Source organism: Rhodobacteraceae bacterium S2214, from assembly GCA_025141675.1.
Lineage (GTDB): Bacteria > Pseudomonadota > Alphaproteobacteria > Rhodobacterales > Rhodobacteraceae > Yoonia.
Genome location: CP081161.1, coordinates 2,181,170 through 2,196,952 on the forward strand (window position 1 = coordinate 2,181,170; position 15,783 = coordinate 2,196,952).

The 15,783-nt window shown below is 53.7% G+C and carries 16 protein-coding genes; 7 read left to right on the forward strand and 9 right to left on the reverse strand.

Translation table 11 applies throughout. From position 1 onward, the window contains the following. Positions 1-2: 2 nt before the first annotated feature. The gene (locus tag K3729_10895; GenBank protein ID UWR01022.1) at positions 3-1,370 is read right to left on the reverse strand and encodes an ISNCY family transposase; all 1,368 of its coding nucleotides are present in this window, start codon (positions 1,368-1,370) and stop codon (positions 3-5) included. A gap of 278 nt (positions 1,371-1,648) precedes the next feature. Between K3729_10895 and aroQ the strand changes: the two genes are divergently transcribed. Further along, complete coding sequence (gene aroQ / locus K3729_10900; GenBank protein ID UWQ97980.1) at positions 1,649-2,098, forward strand: type II 3-dehydroquinate dehydratase; 450 nt, start codon at positions 1,649-1,651, stop codon at positions 2,096-2,098. Beyond that, positions 2,095-2,859 carry a LuxR family transcriptional regulator gene (locus K3729_10905; GenBank protein ID UWQ97981.1) on the forward strand — a complete coding sequence of 255 codons (765 nt, stop codon included), beginning with the start codon at positions 2,095-2,097 and terminating at the stop codon, positions 2,857-2,859. Before aroQ ends, K3729_10905 begins: the two co-directional genes overlap by 4 nt. Positions 2,860-3,218: 359 nt before the next feature. Here the strand turns inward: K3729_10905 and K3729_10910 are convergent, their stop codons facing one another. The 6 genes from K3729_10910 to K3729_10935 all read right to left on the reverse strand — a co-directional run bounded on the left by K3729_10910 (position 3,219) and on the right by K3729_10935 (position 9,769). Next, positions 3,219-5,273 (reverse strand): hypothetical protein, encoded by a 2,055-nt coding sequence (locus tag K3729_10910; protein ID UWQ97982.1) that lies wholly within the window; start codon positions 5,271-5,273, stop codon positions 3,219-3,221. A 143-nt stretch (positions 5,274-5,416) separates the two neighbouring features. Beyond that, positions 5,417-6,289 carry a translation elongation factor Ts gene (tsf, locus tag K3729_10915; GenBank protein UWQ97983.1) on the reverse strand — a complete coding sequence of 291 codons (873 nt, stop codon included), beginning with the start codon at positions 6,287-6,289 and terminating at the stop codon, positions 5,417-5,419. A 77-nt stretch (positions 6,290-6,366) separates the two neighbouring features. After that, positions 6,367-7,134, reverse strand: coding sequence for a 30S ribosomal protein S2 (rpsB, locus tag K3729_10920; GenBank protein UWQ97984.1), 768 nt, complete (start codon positions 7,132-7,134; stop codon positions 6,367-6,369). Positions 7,135-7,309: 175 nt separating this feature from the next. Beyond that, complete coding sequence (locus K3729_10925; GenBank protein UWQ97985.1) at positions 7,310-8,035, reverse strand: HTTM domain-containing protein; 726 nt, start codon at positions 8,033-8,035, stop codon at positions 7,310-7,312. Beyond that, positions 8,032-8,436 (reverse strand): hypothetical protein, encoded by a 405-nt coding sequence (locus K3729_10930; GenBank protein ID UWQ97986.1) that lies wholly within the window; start codon positions 8,434-8,436, stop codon positions 8,032-8,034. Before K3729_10930 ends, K3729_10925 begins: the two co-directional genes overlap by 4 nt. A 43-nt stretch (positions 8,437-8,479) precedes the next feature. Then, the gene (locus K3729_10935; protein ID UWR01023.1) at positions 8,480-9,769 is read right to left on the reverse strand and encodes a HupE/UreJ family protein; all 1,290 of its coding nucleotides are present in this window, start codon (positions 9,767-9,769) and stop codon (positions 8,480-8,482) included. Here K3729_10935 and K3729_10940 point away from each other — a divergent pair. The 5 genes from K3729_10940 to K3729_10960 all read left to right on the forward strand — a co-directional run bounded on the left by K3729_10940 (position 9,708) and on the right by K3729_10960 (position 13,878). Further along, positions 9,708-10,634, forward strand: a complete 927-nt coding sequence (locus tag K3729_10940; protein UWQ97987.1) for a DUF4198 domain-containing protein — start codon at positions 9,708-9,710, stop codon at positions 10,632-10,634. The two genes, K3729_10935 and K3729_10940, sit on opposite strands and share 62 nt — an antisense overlap. A gap of 42 nt (positions 10,635-10,676) precedes the next feature. Then, positions 10,677-11,570 (forward strand): kinase, encoded by an 894-nt coding sequence (locus K3729_10945; protein UWQ97988.1) that lies wholly within the window; start codon positions 10,677-10,679, stop codon positions 11,568-11,570. Further along, positions 11,567-12,475 (forward strand): pseudouridine-5'-phosphate glycosidase, encoded by a 909-nt coding sequence (locus K3729_10950; protein ID UWQ97989.1) that lies wholly within the window; start codon positions 11,567-11,569, stop codon positions 12,473-12,475. The genes K3729_10945 and K3729_10950 overlap by 4 nt, the downstream gene beginning before the upstream one ends. A gap of 81 nt (positions 12,476-12,556) precedes the next feature. Next, positions 12,557-13,279, forward strand: coding sequence for a DUF502 domain-containing protein (locus K3729_10955; GenBank protein UWQ97990.1), 723 nt, complete (start codon positions 12,557-12,559; stop codon positions 13,277-13,279). Next, positions 13,276-13,878 (forward strand): LysE/ArgO family amino acid transporter, encoded by a 603-nt coding sequence (locus K3729_10960; GenBank protein UWQ97991.1) that lies wholly within the window; start codon positions 13,276-13,278, stop codon positions 13,876-13,878. Before K3729_10955 ends, K3729_10960 begins: the two co-directional genes overlap by 4 nt. Here the strand turns inward: K3729_10960 and K3729_10965 are convergent. Then, positions 13,871-14,908 (reverse strand): patatin-like phospholipase family protein, encoded by a 1,038-nt coding sequence (locus K3729_10965; GenBank protein UWQ97992.1) that lies wholly within the window; start codon positions 14,906-14,908, stop codon positions 13,871-13,873. The genes K3729_10960 and K3729_10965 overlap by 8 nt on opposite strands. Beyond that, positions 14,908-15,681, reverse strand: a complete 774-nt coding sequence (locus K3729_10970; protein UWQ97993.1) for a 3-hydroxybutyrate dehydrogenase — start codon at positions 15,679-15,681, stop codon at positions 14,908-14,910. Before K3729_10970 ends, K3729_10965 begins: the two co-directional genes overlap by 1 nt. Positions 15,682-15,783: the final 102 nt, after the last annotated feature.

Sequence of the window (15,783 nt, forward strand, 5' to 3'; positions counted from 1 at the left end):
TGTTATTCTGCTGCTGTCTGCGTAGCTTCCGCCTGTTTCTTTTTGGCTCTAATGGCCAGCTTTGAACTCCAACCTTCTGTGTTGCGCCGCCCGGTTGGCTCGTAGCGTGTGCGCTGTTTGCCAGCGCGGCGCTTTTTAGGAGCGGCCTTGTCCTGTTCAGCTTTGATGTGTTCAAGCACGGCACCTAGGCGCTTGTTCTCAGTGATGGCCGCATGTGTGACGCGCTGATCCTTGTCGAAGACGGTGTAAGGGATTGAAACGCCTTTCCATCGGATGTCCAAGCTGCCGTCTGGAAAGGCGAAGGTATCCACATATTTGCCCGGCAGATCGCGGGTGATCTCATTCTCGGCCAGGATGATACGTTGGCGCTCATAGGAGAAGGCCAGTTGTTTGCTGACAAGCCGCTCGTCTCTGAAACAGAAGATGTCACGCAGACGATCCGGTTCGATGTTCATCGGACGGTGCAGGTTGTCGGCGCGACGGGGCACCTTTGCAAACTTGGCGTTATAGCGGTCCGTGAAGCCGGGCAGGAACGCATTCGCCTCCTCCATGTCTGAGATGCCTGCAAGCCTAAGTTCTTTAACCAAACGATCCTGCAAGGTGCGGTTGGCGCGTTCGACACGCCCTTTGGCCTGAGAGCTGTTTGCGCAGAGAATCTCGATGTTTAACGCGTTCAAAGCCCGACCAAACTGGGTCATGCCGTGCCCTGATTTGGCCGACTGATTGGCGACACGAAACACTGTGTGTTTGTCAGAATAGAACGCAACCGGCCGACCATGTGCTGCCAGATACAGATCCAGCGCTTCAAAGTAACTGAAGGTACTCTCAGAGGTCACAAACCGCAGTTGCATCAACGTACTGGTCGCATCGTCTATGAAAACGAGCAGAGTGCACGCTGGCCCGCGATTTTCGAACCAGCGATGATCTGAGCCATCAATCTGGATCAACTCGCCAAAGCATTCCCGGCGCAATCTGGGCTGATGGAATGTGCGACGTTGTTTGCGTGACAACCAGATTCCAGCGTCCTGCATCAACTTGCGAAGCGTCTCACGGGATACCTTCAGACCGTGATCCTCGGCCAGCTTCTCAGCTGCAAAGGTTGGCCCAAAGTCGATGTAGTTCTCTTTGACCAGCGTCACAGCAAACTCAAGCACCGCAGGATCAATACTGTTGTTCGATCTTCGGCCACGCGCTTTGTGACGGATCACTGCTGGGCCTTCTGCCTGGAAACTCTTCAACAGCCGATGGACTTGTCGTCGGCTCAGTCCCAGAACATTTGCCGCTGTCACTGCCGTCATCCGGCCTTGTGTCACTTGGCTCAGTACTTCTATGCGGTTCAGCTCGCGTTCGCTCATGATCACCAATCCCACGGCCACACTCCAATCCTGCTTCAACAGGGAAGTGTGACACTTCTACTTTGCAGATGTGAGACATTCTAACTTTGCAGCGACACCAGCAATCGTATAATCAGTATTATGTAATATATTTGGGTTGGAAGGCTGGCTGATTGCGGCCTCCCAGCATGACCCAACGTCAACTAAAGCGTATGCATTACCGGGTTTACTACCAGAGATTGATAATAACCTCTCACGGCTCAAAAATTGCATTTTCATTTTGCTAAACGCTAACAGACTGTTACTACCCATTTATGGGACACTCTTTCTTAGTACTTAACGGACCAAACTTAAATTTGCTTGGGACGCGTCAACCCGAGGTTTACGGGTCAACGACACTCGCTGATATCGAAGACACTTGCACAGCCAAAGCCACGCAAATGAACGTTGCCGTCAGCTTCCTGCAATCCAATCACGAAGGCGTTCTGATCGACGCAATCCACGCGGCACGCGGCGTGCATGACGGGATCATTCTGAACGCCGGCGCCTACACTCACACGTCGATTGCGATCATGGACGCGATTAAATCCGTTAGCCTTCCGGTGGTTGAGCTTCACCTCTCAAACATCCACCAACGCGAAGAATTTCGACACCTGTCCTATATTTCAAAAGTGGCCGTCGGCCAGATTTGCGGCTTTGGTGCAGCGGGTTATCCGTTGGCCATGGACGCGCTTGCCGGATACTTAGGGACAACTGAAACATGAGCCAGACAATTGCGAAATTGTACGAGCTAACGAATGCAAAGACTGTTGAAGAACTGTGGGAAATCCACACAAAACACATGGCAGCCTATGGGTTCAAACGGCTGATTTACGCCTTCACACGTTACTATTCATCTTCCGCCAAGGTCGCGATCGGAGACCCGCAAGACTGGGTTTTGCTGACCAATCTATCATCCAGTTACGTCGATAAGTTCGTCGAAGATGGTCACTACTTCCACGGCCCCATGATTCAATGGGCCTTGCGCAATGACGGCGCGTGTAGCTGGCGTTGGATGAAGGAAATGATCGGAACTGATCTGGAAAGCCAGAAAGAACACGAAGTCATTGAATTCAATAAATCTTATGGGATCGCAACCGGTTATACACTCAGTTTCCGGTCTGTTTCACAGCGCAGCAAAGGTGCCATTGCGCTGATCGGTGACGAAGGCATGTCGCAAGATAAGGTTGATCAAATCTGGGCTCAACATGGCGATGAACTGATGGTGTTGAACAACGTTATGCACCTTAAAATCCTCGCCCTGCCCCATTCCGGATCTCGCAAGTTGACGACACGCCAGCGCGAGGTGTTGCAATGGGTTGGTGATGGCAAAACGACGCAAGATATTGCGATCCTTCTTGGCCTCACGGCGGCAACCGTAGAGAAACATCTGCGTCTTGCACGTGAGTCTCTTGATGTAGAGACCACAGCTCAAGCGGTACTAAAGGCCGCCTTTTACAACCAGATGTTCGTCCTCGATAATTGATTTCCAGATAAAAGCCTGACCTTGCGGGGAAATTTTTCCAATTTTCGGCAAAAAGGTCAGGTTTCCCTTACTTTCCTTACGCAAGGTTAACGTCCATTGTGAAGGAGTTCCGTGAGTGGTGGCCTAAGGCCTGGGAACTGTGGGTCATACCCCCCGTTATTTCGGGGATAGGGTGATTTACGCGTCGGTGGTTTGGGGGTTTGCCTTCGGACGCCGGCAACCCGATCTTTTGCGCAATGTCCCCGTCCCAATGGACGCGCAAGGTATCATCGGTAAACACTGCGTTCTCCCGACGCTGTGTAGTTTTGGTTTCTTAACGAGTAGAACGATGGTCGCCCCCGGGCGACCATCGGCGTTTGTTAGACCATTAAGAAGTTAAAATCGTCTATGATGTCCGTCGGTGTTTCAGCGAAGGTATCGTAGTACGTTACAACCGGTGTTTCATCGGGCGCATAATCTGTGACCTTAAACAACCAGGTTTCAGAGTCGTTCCCATCATAATCGACACGCTGCTCTTTAGCGCCGTCGGCATAGTTGAAAACGAATTGATCGCCGGAATCCAGTTCCGTCCGCGTCTGCAGTCGTGTGCCATCGGCATCATACACAGTGGCCCGTTCCGAATAATTGTAGGCAAGACCATCCGCGGATTTGTCTTCGTCCGTCACAAACAAGACGACACCGTCTTCTTTTGCCTGTGTCCGAACGCGTCCATCATCGTAGGTCGTTTCACGGATTTCGATCCCAGCTGCCTGATCATAGAAAACATGCATCGCTTCGTAATTGAAGGCGTCAGTCGTATCCTCGATGACTGTGTGCGCCAAACGGCCCTCGTCGTAATAACTGTTCAGTGTCCGTCCATCATCATATGAGACGTTCCGCTCAGTCAGCACGCCATCAGCGCCGTAAACGGCTGCCTTCTGGATGTAATTGTAGGCGTCTGCCTGATCCTCTGTCACTTTGGCGGTCCGCACATTATCTTCAAAGTACTCGGTATCGTAGCGTCCGTCATCGTACTGGACGTATCGATTAACCAAGTCGCCATTCGCATCAAACACATCTGCCTTCAACACAAAGTCATACGCGTCCTGTTGATCGGTCGTGACACGGCTGTCACGAGTGCCGTTTGTATAACTGTCCACGACTTCACGGCCGTCATCATAGTGCGTGCGGCGTTCAGTTAACGCGCCAGTTTCGTCGTATGCATCCGCTTTTAGCGCGTAGCTAGCGATGTCCGGTGCATCAACGACAATTGTATTCTGCCGTACGCCCGAACTGTAGAAGAGCTCTGTCTGTTCTTGCCCGTTGTCGAAATACGTTTCGCGGGTGCTGATAACGCCGTTTTCATCGTAGTTTGTGTGTCGCTCTGAAAACGACTCAACATCGTAGCTACTATCAAATTCCATTGTTAATGTACGGATTCCATCCTCAAAACGTTCAACCTTCGAAGTGGTACCTAACCCAGACGCCGAAATTTCCGTAAGATTGCCGTTGTCATCATAGGAACGGCCTTCGCTGTAGATGTTTATACCGGCGGCATTCGTGATCCATATGGCCGAAGAACCCGACACGAAATTTTCATGTTTCATGCTTCCGTCATCATAGATCGTTTTGATTGACCCAGAGTAATCCGTGGCGAAGTCCGCTGTTATCGTTTCCCAATCATGGGCATCATTTTGGTCCGTGCTGACTTGATAATAGCCATACCCTCCCAGATCATCAGACGAATATTCGACGAGAACACCGTCATCATAAAGCGTTTCGGCTTCAATCAGATGGGTGACGTCTTCTGCCAGTGGATCAGTGAGGCTCAGGTCAACAATTAGGTGGACCTCGGTTTGATAAACGTAGTCTTGGCTGCCGCTAACGTCTTCCCGAGTGACAGTTTCATCGCGCCACGTCGGATGGTCAAATAGTGAAGAAATCTGAGACGTCTTTTCGTATACATCTCCATCATCATAAACGATCCGTGTCGATGAAATTCGAGGGTCTTGGTCATACGTCCGGACATAGCTGTCCCATGACTTCACGTCCCCCAAATCATATTGCGCGACACCCGTGATTGCGCCGTCTTCACCAAAGGTCGTGTTCTTTTCAAGTCCGGTGTCGTCGATTGTCTGTTGGAATAGACGTAGGCCAGGCGTGGTTTCTGAATAGTAGGTAAGAATGCTGTCCCAGCTATGCAGACTCCCTGCCCCGATCGGCAGATCCGACATCAACGTCACTTGGCCAATTGTCTCGGATACGATGTTCAGCGGATCGACATAACCAACGGGATAAAAGTCATCTTGTCGGGTCGTTCCACTATCATAAGTGGTCAATTTTGATGTCAGCAAACCACCGTCATCAAACGTGCTTTCAATTGTGGTCCAACCATAAATATCGTCCGGGTCGGTGCGGGTCTCAGTCGTTGGCATTCGTTAGTCTCCAAAAGGTTAACTCTTCCAGAGGTAGAACCGAAATGCGGTACGAATGTGGCAAACTAAACTTATGAAACCCCATAAAAAACGGCGCGTATGTCAAACATACGCGCCGTTTCAAAAGCTTGGAAAATGACAGCTTAGCTGTTCATTTTTGCAACTTCAGCGGCAAAGTCTTCAGCAACAACTTCGATGCCTTCGCCTTTTTCAAGACGCACGTAACCAGTGATTTCAACACCAGCTTCTTTGGCAGCTTCTGCAACTGTGTGATCAGGGTTCACAACGAACTGTTGGTTCAGCAGTGTCACTTCAGCCATGTATTTTTTCATACGGCCAACGATCATTTTTTCGATCACAGCTTCTGGCTTGCCAGACTCGCGTGCGATGTCCATCTGAACTTGCTTTTCTTTCTCAACAACAGCTGTGTCGAGGGATGCTTCGTCCAGTGCAGCAGGGTTCGTCGCAGCAATGTGCATCGCAACCTGACGACCAAATGCAGCGTTGTCGCCTTTCATAGCAACCAGAACGCCGATGTTGCCCATGTCTGTGGCAGCAGCGTTGTGGACGTAGGAAACCACGTTGTCGCCTTCCAGCGCTTCCATGCGGCGAACGCCCATGTTTTCGCCGATCACAGCAACAGCATCCGTCACAGTCTGCTCAACGGACTTGCCGTCCATGTCAGCTGCTTTCAGTTCTTCTGTTGTGTTCACGCCCAGTGCAACAGCCGCGATACCGCCAACCATTTTCTGGAAGTCAGCGTTTTTACCAACGAAGTCTGTTTCAGAGTTCACTTCAACAGCAACACCTTTGTTGCCGGAAACAGCAACAGCAACGAGACCTTCAGCAGCCGTACGGCCGGATTTCTTCGCAGCTTTTGCAAGGCCTTTGGTGCGCAGCCAGTCAACAGCCGCTTCCATGTCGCCGTCGTTTTCTGTCAGCGCCTTCTTGGCGTCCATCATGCCTGCGCCAGTGCTGTCGCGCAGTTCTTTTACCATTGCAGCAGTGATTGCCATCTGGTGTCTCCTAAATGGAATTTCGGGTCCGGACAGGAGATACCCCTGCCCGGTTACAATTTTGCGAAACGCAGTGCTTATTCAGCAGCAGCTTCTTCAGCTACAACTTCTTCAGCGAACTCTTCCATTGCGCCAAGATCAACGCCAGCCGCGCCCAGTTGAGCGGACATACCGTCAAGTGCTGCACGTGCTGCGAGGTCTGTGTACAATGCGATTGCGCGTGCCGCGTCATCGTTGCCTGGGATCACGTAGTCGACGCCAGCTGGGGAACAGTTGGTATCAACAACAGCGACCACTGGGATGCCCAGTTTCTGTGCTTCTGCGATGGCCAGGTCTTCTTTGTTTACGTCAATGACGAACAGAAGATCAGGAACACCGCCCATTTCGCGGATGCCGCCCAAAGACGCCTGCAGTTTGCCCTGCTCACGCTCCATGCCAAGACGTTCTTTCTTGGTCAGACCAGCAAAGCCGTTCTCGGATGCTTCGTCGATGGACTTCAGACGGTTGATAGACTGGGAAACAGTCTGCCAGTTTGTCAGTGTGCCGCCCAACCAACGGTGGTTCATGTAGAACTGAGCGGACTTTTCAGCAGCATCAGCGATTGGCTTTGCAGCCTGACGCTTTGTACCAACGAAAAGAACGCGGCCGCCTTTAGCGACTGTATCACGGATCACGTTCAACGCTTGGTCAAGCATTGGAACTGTCTGTGTCAGGTCCATGATGTGAATGCCGTTACGGGAACCATAAATGTATGGGCCCATCTTTGGGTTCCAGCGCGCTGTCTGGTGGCCAAAGTGTACGCCTGCTTCGAGCAGCTGACGCATGGTGAACTCAGGAAGAGCCATGTCTTATTCCTTTTCCGGTTTCTAACCTAGGACGGGGGTATCAATGCGGGTGCATCAACCGGTGGATTGTCTGGGATTTCTCCCCATTCAACCCGCCCCGTCTGGGGATTTCGTAGCGGTCCATTAGCGGTGGTTGGTGGGCATTGCAAGTGTCGGATGCCTCCGGCGGGGATATTTAGGGCCAAAAGAGGCCCGCGTCGCGCTGTAACGTCAAAATAGTTGATAATCGTCCCTGAAACCAGATCAACGATGGGTATGCGGCGAGCCATATCCAGAAGAATCGGTTCAGCCCGAACAGGCAGGCGTTTGCGAGGTGGAAACTGGCACCAATTCCCAGTCCTATGATCAGTGCGGTACCGTCCAACAAGGTCAATGGGAACAGAACCTCGAACAGCATCACCGCCCAGGACATCACCAACAGCAGCGATTTATGCTGCGCAAGACGGCGTAGTTGTTCACTGACCGGATAGGCCGAGAACGCGAACACGTCGACCAGCGCCTGACCGGATCGCCAAGCGGGGTTCACGATCTTGATCTGGCCCGAGATCAAATAGGATAGTGTTACCTGAACCGCGAGGTACGCCAGCGCCATTTCTTGCCAAAGCCGTACCGGCAGTCCGTGCGCCGCCGTCACACACCACAGGATCAGCAGGCTCATCTTATCGCTGCCGCCATTATATGGCCCGCCAAAACGTGACAAATTGCGCAGGCTGATAGCACAAAGCACCACCAGACAAAACGGCGTAGCTATACTAAAAAGCAACCCGACACAGGCGACAGCACGGCCCCCAAACCACAACCGATCACTGCGCGTACCGACGGCCAGATGTTCGGCGCACTGCTGGACGAAAGCCAAGGCCATCACGATCTCAGTTAGGCGCAACGCCACATCAAACTTCATGACGCTATCTCGGAGAACAACATCATTTCGGAGAGATAAGTCACCTCCGGCGCTGCCCGACTAACAAAGGCCAGCCGAAACTGGACCTGATCCGCAGGCTTCACACCCTGCCCCGCCAGATCACGTCCCAACCGGTTCCAAATCTCGTTCAGTGTCTGATCATCCGGCGCAACCGTCAGCCTCTCCGCCAAACTGACCATATAAAGCATATCATTCCACTGCGGGTTCCAGATCAGCCGTCGGGCCATCTGCCACCCCGAAACGGAAAAAGGACGCGGCCGGTATTCCCGCCACGTCCCTTTATTTATCATCCATTCCAGCCGCGGTGACGGTTCAACCGCTCTGAAGAACCGCCAAGACGGGATCAACGCAGGAAAAAGCAAGGACAATACGTGGGGCATGGCCTTGGCCTAACACCCACGCATTTACCAAGCCGTTAAGCGCTTAGAGGAACACCCGTTCGATGACCCAATAGATACCAATGACCGCAATAAACACGGACGCAGGGATCGTCACGATCCGGCGATACGCGTCGACGTGATCACGCATAACCACTGAACCAAAGCACAGAACGAAAATCATCAGCATTGGGGCCAAGAACACATATGGCGGGTTCTCGAGCACCTCGGCCATGCCGGAAGGCGACCAGACCAACAGCGCAATGGTTGCAGCAATCAGGACGGCGTAGACAGCCATACCCTGATTGGCCTCATTGGCACCGCGGTCGATACGGATCGCTTGCCAAACAGCCAAGAACATCACCGCAATTACAGCCAACTGACCAACTTCGACGCCGACGTTGAAGCCAATCAATGCAGGGACAAACGTCCCATCCGGCAGACCGAATTCCGCCAGAACGGACGCAAAGCCCAGACCGTGCAACAAACCGAAGCCAAAGATCACAACAGGCCGCCACGGGCTAAGATTACGCATAAAGATGTTTTCAATCGCAACATACGCGATGGACGCGGCGATCAACGGCTCAACAATAGCGCCGGAAATTGAAACGTAACCCAGTGCGGCAGCAGCTAGTGTGATCGTGTGGGCCAATGTGAACAATGTGACCTGTGTCAGCAGTGGGCGCATCCGTGTCGACAAGAAGAACAAGCCGAGGACAAACAGGATGTGATCCAAGCCCTTTGGCACGATGTGATCAAAACCAACGGGAATGTAGTTCACAAAGGTTTCCCAACCGCCGGCCTGATTGCCACCGGCCAATGCGATTGGATCCGTCAAAGCACCAGCTTCGAGGAAACCGTCATAGGGCGCATCGACGCCTTGCTGACGCAGCACAAGCGCGCCAAATTCTTTGGCCCAACCGACCTGTACAGTCTCAGGCGCAGTCCCATCCGGGAATGGCGCGATGAAAGAAACGTAAGTTTCACGGATCGTTTCAACATCGCCTGTTTCGGCGATTGTAAAACCGGACAACTCAGGCGTAACCGCTGCGCCGTCCATCAAAATCGTGACGCGATCCGCCATTTCCGGCCAGAACGCTTCAAACCGTGCGCCCAATTCTTCGGCGGACAACGCCCGCAAGGCGTCGTAGTCGGCGGCTTGTGGCGCATCATTTGTATCTGCGGTTTCGGTCAGATCGATTCCGGCGATAAAGCTTTCAACGTTCAAGCGAACATTGAACGCAAGACTATCATCAACCTGCTCCATATCCGCGATGGCAGGCAGAACTTCATGCGCTCGCGCCGGTAACGCTGTCGCGAGCCAGATCGCAATCATGGTTGACACGGCGGCCAGATGCCACAGGTTGTTGACCAAGTTAAAGGATTTTAAAATGCGCATCTCTGCCCTCGTTTTTGCACTGTCGTCTCTCACCGTTGCTCCAGCCGTTTCATCGGCGCATGAGCTTTGGTTAGAGCCACTTGCCTATCAGGTAGAGCGCGATGGTCAATTGCAAGCGCAGATCAAAAACGGCGAAGACTTTGCAGGGACAACCTTGCCCTATCTCGACCGCCGTTTCCGCCACTTCATCACCTTCAACGATGGCAGCGGGATCAAAGTGACAGGGCGCAATGGCGATATTCCTGCGCTGAACATGGCTGCCAGCCGCAACGGGCTTAACGTGTTGGCTTACCAGTCAACGCCAGCCACGATCACCTACGAAAGCTGGGAAAAGTTTCAAAAGTTCGTCGATCACAAAGATTTCGGCAATGTGCGGCCCGAGCATGACGCGCGCGGCCTGCCGGAATCAGATTTTACAGAAACATACGTGCGCTATTCCAAATCACTCATCGGCGTTGGCGACAGCACGGGTGCGGATCAACGGGTTGGGTTGGAAACTGAAATGGTCGCACTGACCAATCCATACACCGATGACTTGTCCGAAGGTTTCAAAGTTCAGTTGTTTTACGGACCAGACGTCCGTGCCAATGAGCAAATTGAAGTCTTTGCCAAAGCACCAGATGACACCGTGACTGTCAGCCTCGTGCGGACCGATGCAGATGGTATTGCCACGATTCCAGTGACGTCTGGCACAGCTTACCAACTGGACGCAGTTGTTTTGCGCGCAGCAACTGGTCAGGCCGAAGCCAACGGTTCGGCTTACGAAACGTTGTGGGCAAATATGACGTTTATGGCCCCCTGATCGTGCTTGTCCTTTCGTCTGCCCTAGGTCAGAAGTCGGGACATGACACAACAAACAGATATCCTTTGTATTGGATCGGTCCTGTGGGACGTGATCGGACGCGCAGCCAGCCATATGCGGGTCGGCAGCGATGTGCCGGGGCGGATTACACGTTTACCCGGCGGTGTGGCGATGAACATCGCAATGACGTTGTCGCGGTTTGGGCTGACACCTGCCCTTCTGACGGCAATCGGTAAAGACGCCGAAGGTGATGAACTCATCGCCGAAGCCATTCGTATGGGCATGATCACCGACTATGTGTACCGGTCCGACGATTTACCAACAGACGTTTACATGGCCATTGAGGGTGCGAACGGCTTGATTGCAGCCATCGCCGATGCGCATTCGCTCGAAGCGGCAGGCGCGAAAATCCTGCGTGCCATGGAAGACGGCCAGCTCGGCACGCCAGATGCGCCATTCGACGGACCCGTAGCACTGGACGGCAATTTGACGGAAGAACTGCTGCAACAGATCGCGACATCGCCTCTGTTCGCGAAGGCTGATCTGCGTGTGGCACCCGCATCACCGGGCAAAGCCAACCGCCTGCTTGCCCTGCTTGGTCATCCGTCAGCGACGCTTTACGTGAACCTCGAAGAAGCGGGTCTTTTGTGCCAGACGACCTTTGAAACCGCAAACGACGCGGTGCACGCCTTGTGCACGCGTGGTGCACACCGTGTGCTGGTCACTGATGGCGGTAAAACCGCAGCCGAAGGCACTGCTGGCGACGTGATCGAAGCAACCCCGCCCGCCGTTATGGTCACACGCGTGACGGGCGCTGGCGACACCTTTATGGCGGCCCATATTGCATCCGAAGTGCAAGGCATGGACCGCACCGCAGCCCTGACGCGCGCGCTGAACGCCGCCGCGACCTACGTATCCGGAGAAACACCCCTATGATCCCTATCAGCTATAGCGCCGAAGTCGCCGCAGCCCGTGAAAACGGCACACCTATTGTCGCGCTTGAAAGCACGATTATCACCCACGGCATGCCGTATCCGCAGAACGTGGAAACGGCACGGCTGGTTGAACAAGATGTACGCGATAACAACGCAGTACCGGCCACAATTGCGGTGATGAACGGCGTTCTGCACATCGGTCTATCTGACGACGAACTGGAAGCACTTGGCAAATCCGAAAACGTAGCAAAACTATCGCGCGCGGATATCGCCGCCTGTATCGCAACAGGTGGCACAGGTGCCACAACCGTTGCAGCCACGATGATCGGCGCGGCCCAAGCAGGCATTTCGGTCTTTGCGACAGGCGGTATCGGCGGGGTCCACAAAGGGGCCGAAGAAACCTTTGATATCTCTGCCGATTTGCAGGAACTGGCGCTGACACCCGTCACTGTGGTTGCAGCGGGTGCGAAAGCGATCCTCGACTTGAACAAAACCTACGAAGTCCTTGAAACCTTTGGTGTTCCCGTGATCACACTTGGGCAAGACATGCTGCCTGCATTCTGGTCCGCCACATCCGATTTGGCGTCGCCATTGCGTATGGACAGTGCAACCGACATCGCGAAATCACACGCGATGCGCGGTGAAATGGGCCTGTCCGGCGGTCAGCTTGTCTGTAATCCAATTCCCCAAGACGCCCAGATACCAGCAGAGGTTTTGGCACCCGTCATCGCACAGGCGCTCGCCGAAGCTGACGCGCAAAACATCAATGCCAAAGCGGTCACGCCATTCTTGTTGGGTCGCATTTTCGAGCTGACAGAGGGCCGATCGCTAACTGCAAACATCGCACTGGTGCGCAACAACGCACGGGTCGCCGCAGAAATCGCGGTCGCACTCAGCAAAACCTAACCAGCCCGCCCATCACTTCGGTCTGGCCTTGTGGCTTTCACTGCAAATCCCTACATCGATGGATAAGCAACTGGACCTCTTATGAAAAACGATCAAATTCCACAAACGCCTCCGCCCCCGCGCAAGCACGGTTTTTTTGCTGGTGTGCGGGGTAATTTTCTGGCCGGTTTGATCATCGTCGCGCCCATCGGGCTGACGTTCTATTTCATATGGACCATCGTTGGTTGGGTCGATGGGTGGGTCTGGCCGTTTGTGCCCAACGCCTACCACCCAGAAGCGCTAATCAACCGCTTTTTTGGTAATCCGGAAAACCCGATCAGTGTGAACGTGCGCGGGATCGGCGTTGTTATCTTCCTGCTGTTCACGATCCTAGTCGGTTGGATCGGTAAAGGGTTGATGGGTCGGTCGCTGATCCGGTTTGGCGAACGCTTTGTCGAACGGATGCCCGTCGTGCGTTCGATCTACAACGGTGTGAAGCAGATCGCAGAAACCGTTTTTTCCCAAAGAGATACGTCGTTTGATAAAGCCTGCCTGATCGAATACCCGCGCCGTGGCATTTGGGCGATTGCGTTCATTTCGACGAATGCAAAAGGTGAAATCCACACCAAACTATCGGATGGCGACGACATCGCGACAGTATTCCTGCCAACGACACCGAACCCGACATCCGGCTTTTTGCTGTTCCTACCGCGCAGAGATGTCAAAGAACTTGATATGACCGTCGAAGACGCGGCCAAACTGGTGATTTCTGCGGGTCTCGTGTACCCGAACACAACCGATCCAACAAAGCCGACATCACCATGATCTCAGCCGCCGTTACTGGGTTTGCCACTGCCTTTGCTTTGATCCTCGCCATCGGCGCGCAGAACGCCTTTGTCCTGCGGCAAGGGCTGCTGAAAACGCATGTTTTTCCATTGGCGTTATTCTGCGCGCTGTCTGACGCGGTTCTGATTATCGCTGGTGTCTGGGGCTTTGGGGCCATCGTCGCCCTCTGGCCAGCGCTTCCGACGGTCACGGCTTACGCGGGCGCCGCATTCCTGTTCTGTTATGGTTTTATGCGGTTTTGGGCTGCATACGTTGGCGATTATGACATGCAGCTCGCGGGTCAGTCAGGGACTTTGGCCGCGACCATTGCAACGGCGGCAGCCTTCACGTGGTTGAACCCGCATGTCTACCTCGACACGCTCGGGCTAATCGGCGCGATTTCAACGCAGTTCGAAGGCGCTGAAAAGCTTGGCTTCGGTATCGGTGCAGTCACGTCGTCCTTCGTGTTCTTCTTCAGCCTCGCCTACGGCGCGCGCCTCCTGGCACCGCTCATGCGATCCGCAAAAGCATGGCGGGTCTTGGACGTCCTTATCGGCATCGTCATGTGGGCTTTGGCGTTCAAGCTATTGTTTAGCTGAACATTTCTTCCAGATCGACGGTGCTGCGTTTGTTCAGATCAGCCTTGTGATTTTCCAAGAAGACCGTCGCCGCCGCCTGCCCGGCTTCAAACAAGCGTGCAAGAATAACTGGTGTCGGAATTGTCTTCGTCGCCACGTTCAATTCGTTCATCAATTCATCGTCCGCGATCATATGCACGAGCACGTTTTTCATGCTGCCTTCAGGCAGTTTGTGATCAACCAACAGTCGCTTCACAAACGCAATCGCCCGCAGTTCGCGCAGTAATGACGTATTAAAGCTGATTTCGTTGATCCGGTTCTGAATGGCCTGCGAATTCATCGGCAGTTCATGACGGCACAGCGGGTTGATGTTGATGACCAAGACGTCGTCGGGCAAATGTGGCTCAAACAAGGGAAACAGCGCAGGGTTTCCGGTATAACCACCGTCCCAATAGGCCTCCATCTTGCCCGTAGCGGGATCAACAAATTCGACGGCTTGAAAAAGGCTCGGCAGACAAGCTGACGCCATCAGCGCCTCGGGCGACACATCTTCCCCCGTGAACACACGGATCTTTCCTGTACGTACATTCGTCGCGCAAATGTTGATTTCCGGCCCTTCGGGATTGCACACCTCGTCGAAATGGAAATCGCGGACGATTTTTTCCAACGGATTCTGCAGCGCGGGTCCGTACAGGTACGGCGACATCAGTTTTGTCGTCAGATCAAAGGCTTGATACGCAGGTGACATCTCCAGCACCTTGGCCATAGCCGCAGCATTCGGTGTCAATCCGCTGATCCAACCGGTCCAGCGGTCGTCCGTGACCGCGCCGACCTGTTCCCAGAACCAACGCAAGTTGTCGCGGGCACCTTGGCGTCCCCCCGCGACCATACCGGCCTTAAGGGCGGCACCATTCAAAGCGCCCGCAGATGTGCCAGAAATGCCTGCAATTTCGATGTCTTCGTCTTGTAGGATGACATCAAGCACACCCCACGTGAACGCCCCATGGGCCCCGCCACCTTGCAGGGCCAGATTGATTTTCTTCGGTGCCATTACAGCGCCGTCCAGCCGCCATCGACGCTGATCGTTGTGCCGGTGATCTGTGCCGCAGCATCCGAGCACAAGAACGCGGCAGTGCCGCCCAGCTGTTCAGTGGTTGCGAATTCCTTGGATGGCTGACGTTCCAACAGAACCTCTTTGATGACAGTTTCGCGGTCCATGCCGTATTCCTTCATCGTCTCAGGGATTTGCGCATCCACCAGCGGCGTCAGCACGTAGCCCGGACAGATGGCATTTGCCGTGATCGGTTCCTGCGCAGTCTCAAGGGCCACCACTTTGGTCATGCCAACGATCCCGTGCTTCGCTGCGACATATGCGGATTTATACGGGGACGCTGTCAAACCGTGCGCGGACGCGATATTGATCACCCGCCCCCAACCTTTTTCGCGCATACCCGTCAGGGCAGCGGCAGTGGTATGAAACGCAGAGGACATGTTGATCGCAATGATCGCGTCCCACTTAGCTGCGGGAAATTCTTCAATCGGAGCCACGTGCTGAATACCAGCATTGTTGATCAGGATATCGCATCCACCTGATTCGACGATCAACCTCCGGCAGTCGTCGCCTTTGGACATATCAGCGGCGACATATTTCGCCTCAACGCCAAAATTCGTGGCGATCTCGGCGGCAAGCGCATGATCTTCGTCACGATCGGTAAATGAATTCAAAACAACATTCGCGCCCTGCTTCGCCAATTCGCGCGCGACGCCAAGGCCGATGCCTGAATTTGAACCTGTGATGACGGCAGTTTTACCTTGAAGGGACATGGGAGCTCCTGAATACGAAATAATGGGTATCTTTGGTGTTGCTTATACATGCTGCAACTGCGAAAGACACCAAACGTTCCGCACCCATCGGTCAATCAATGG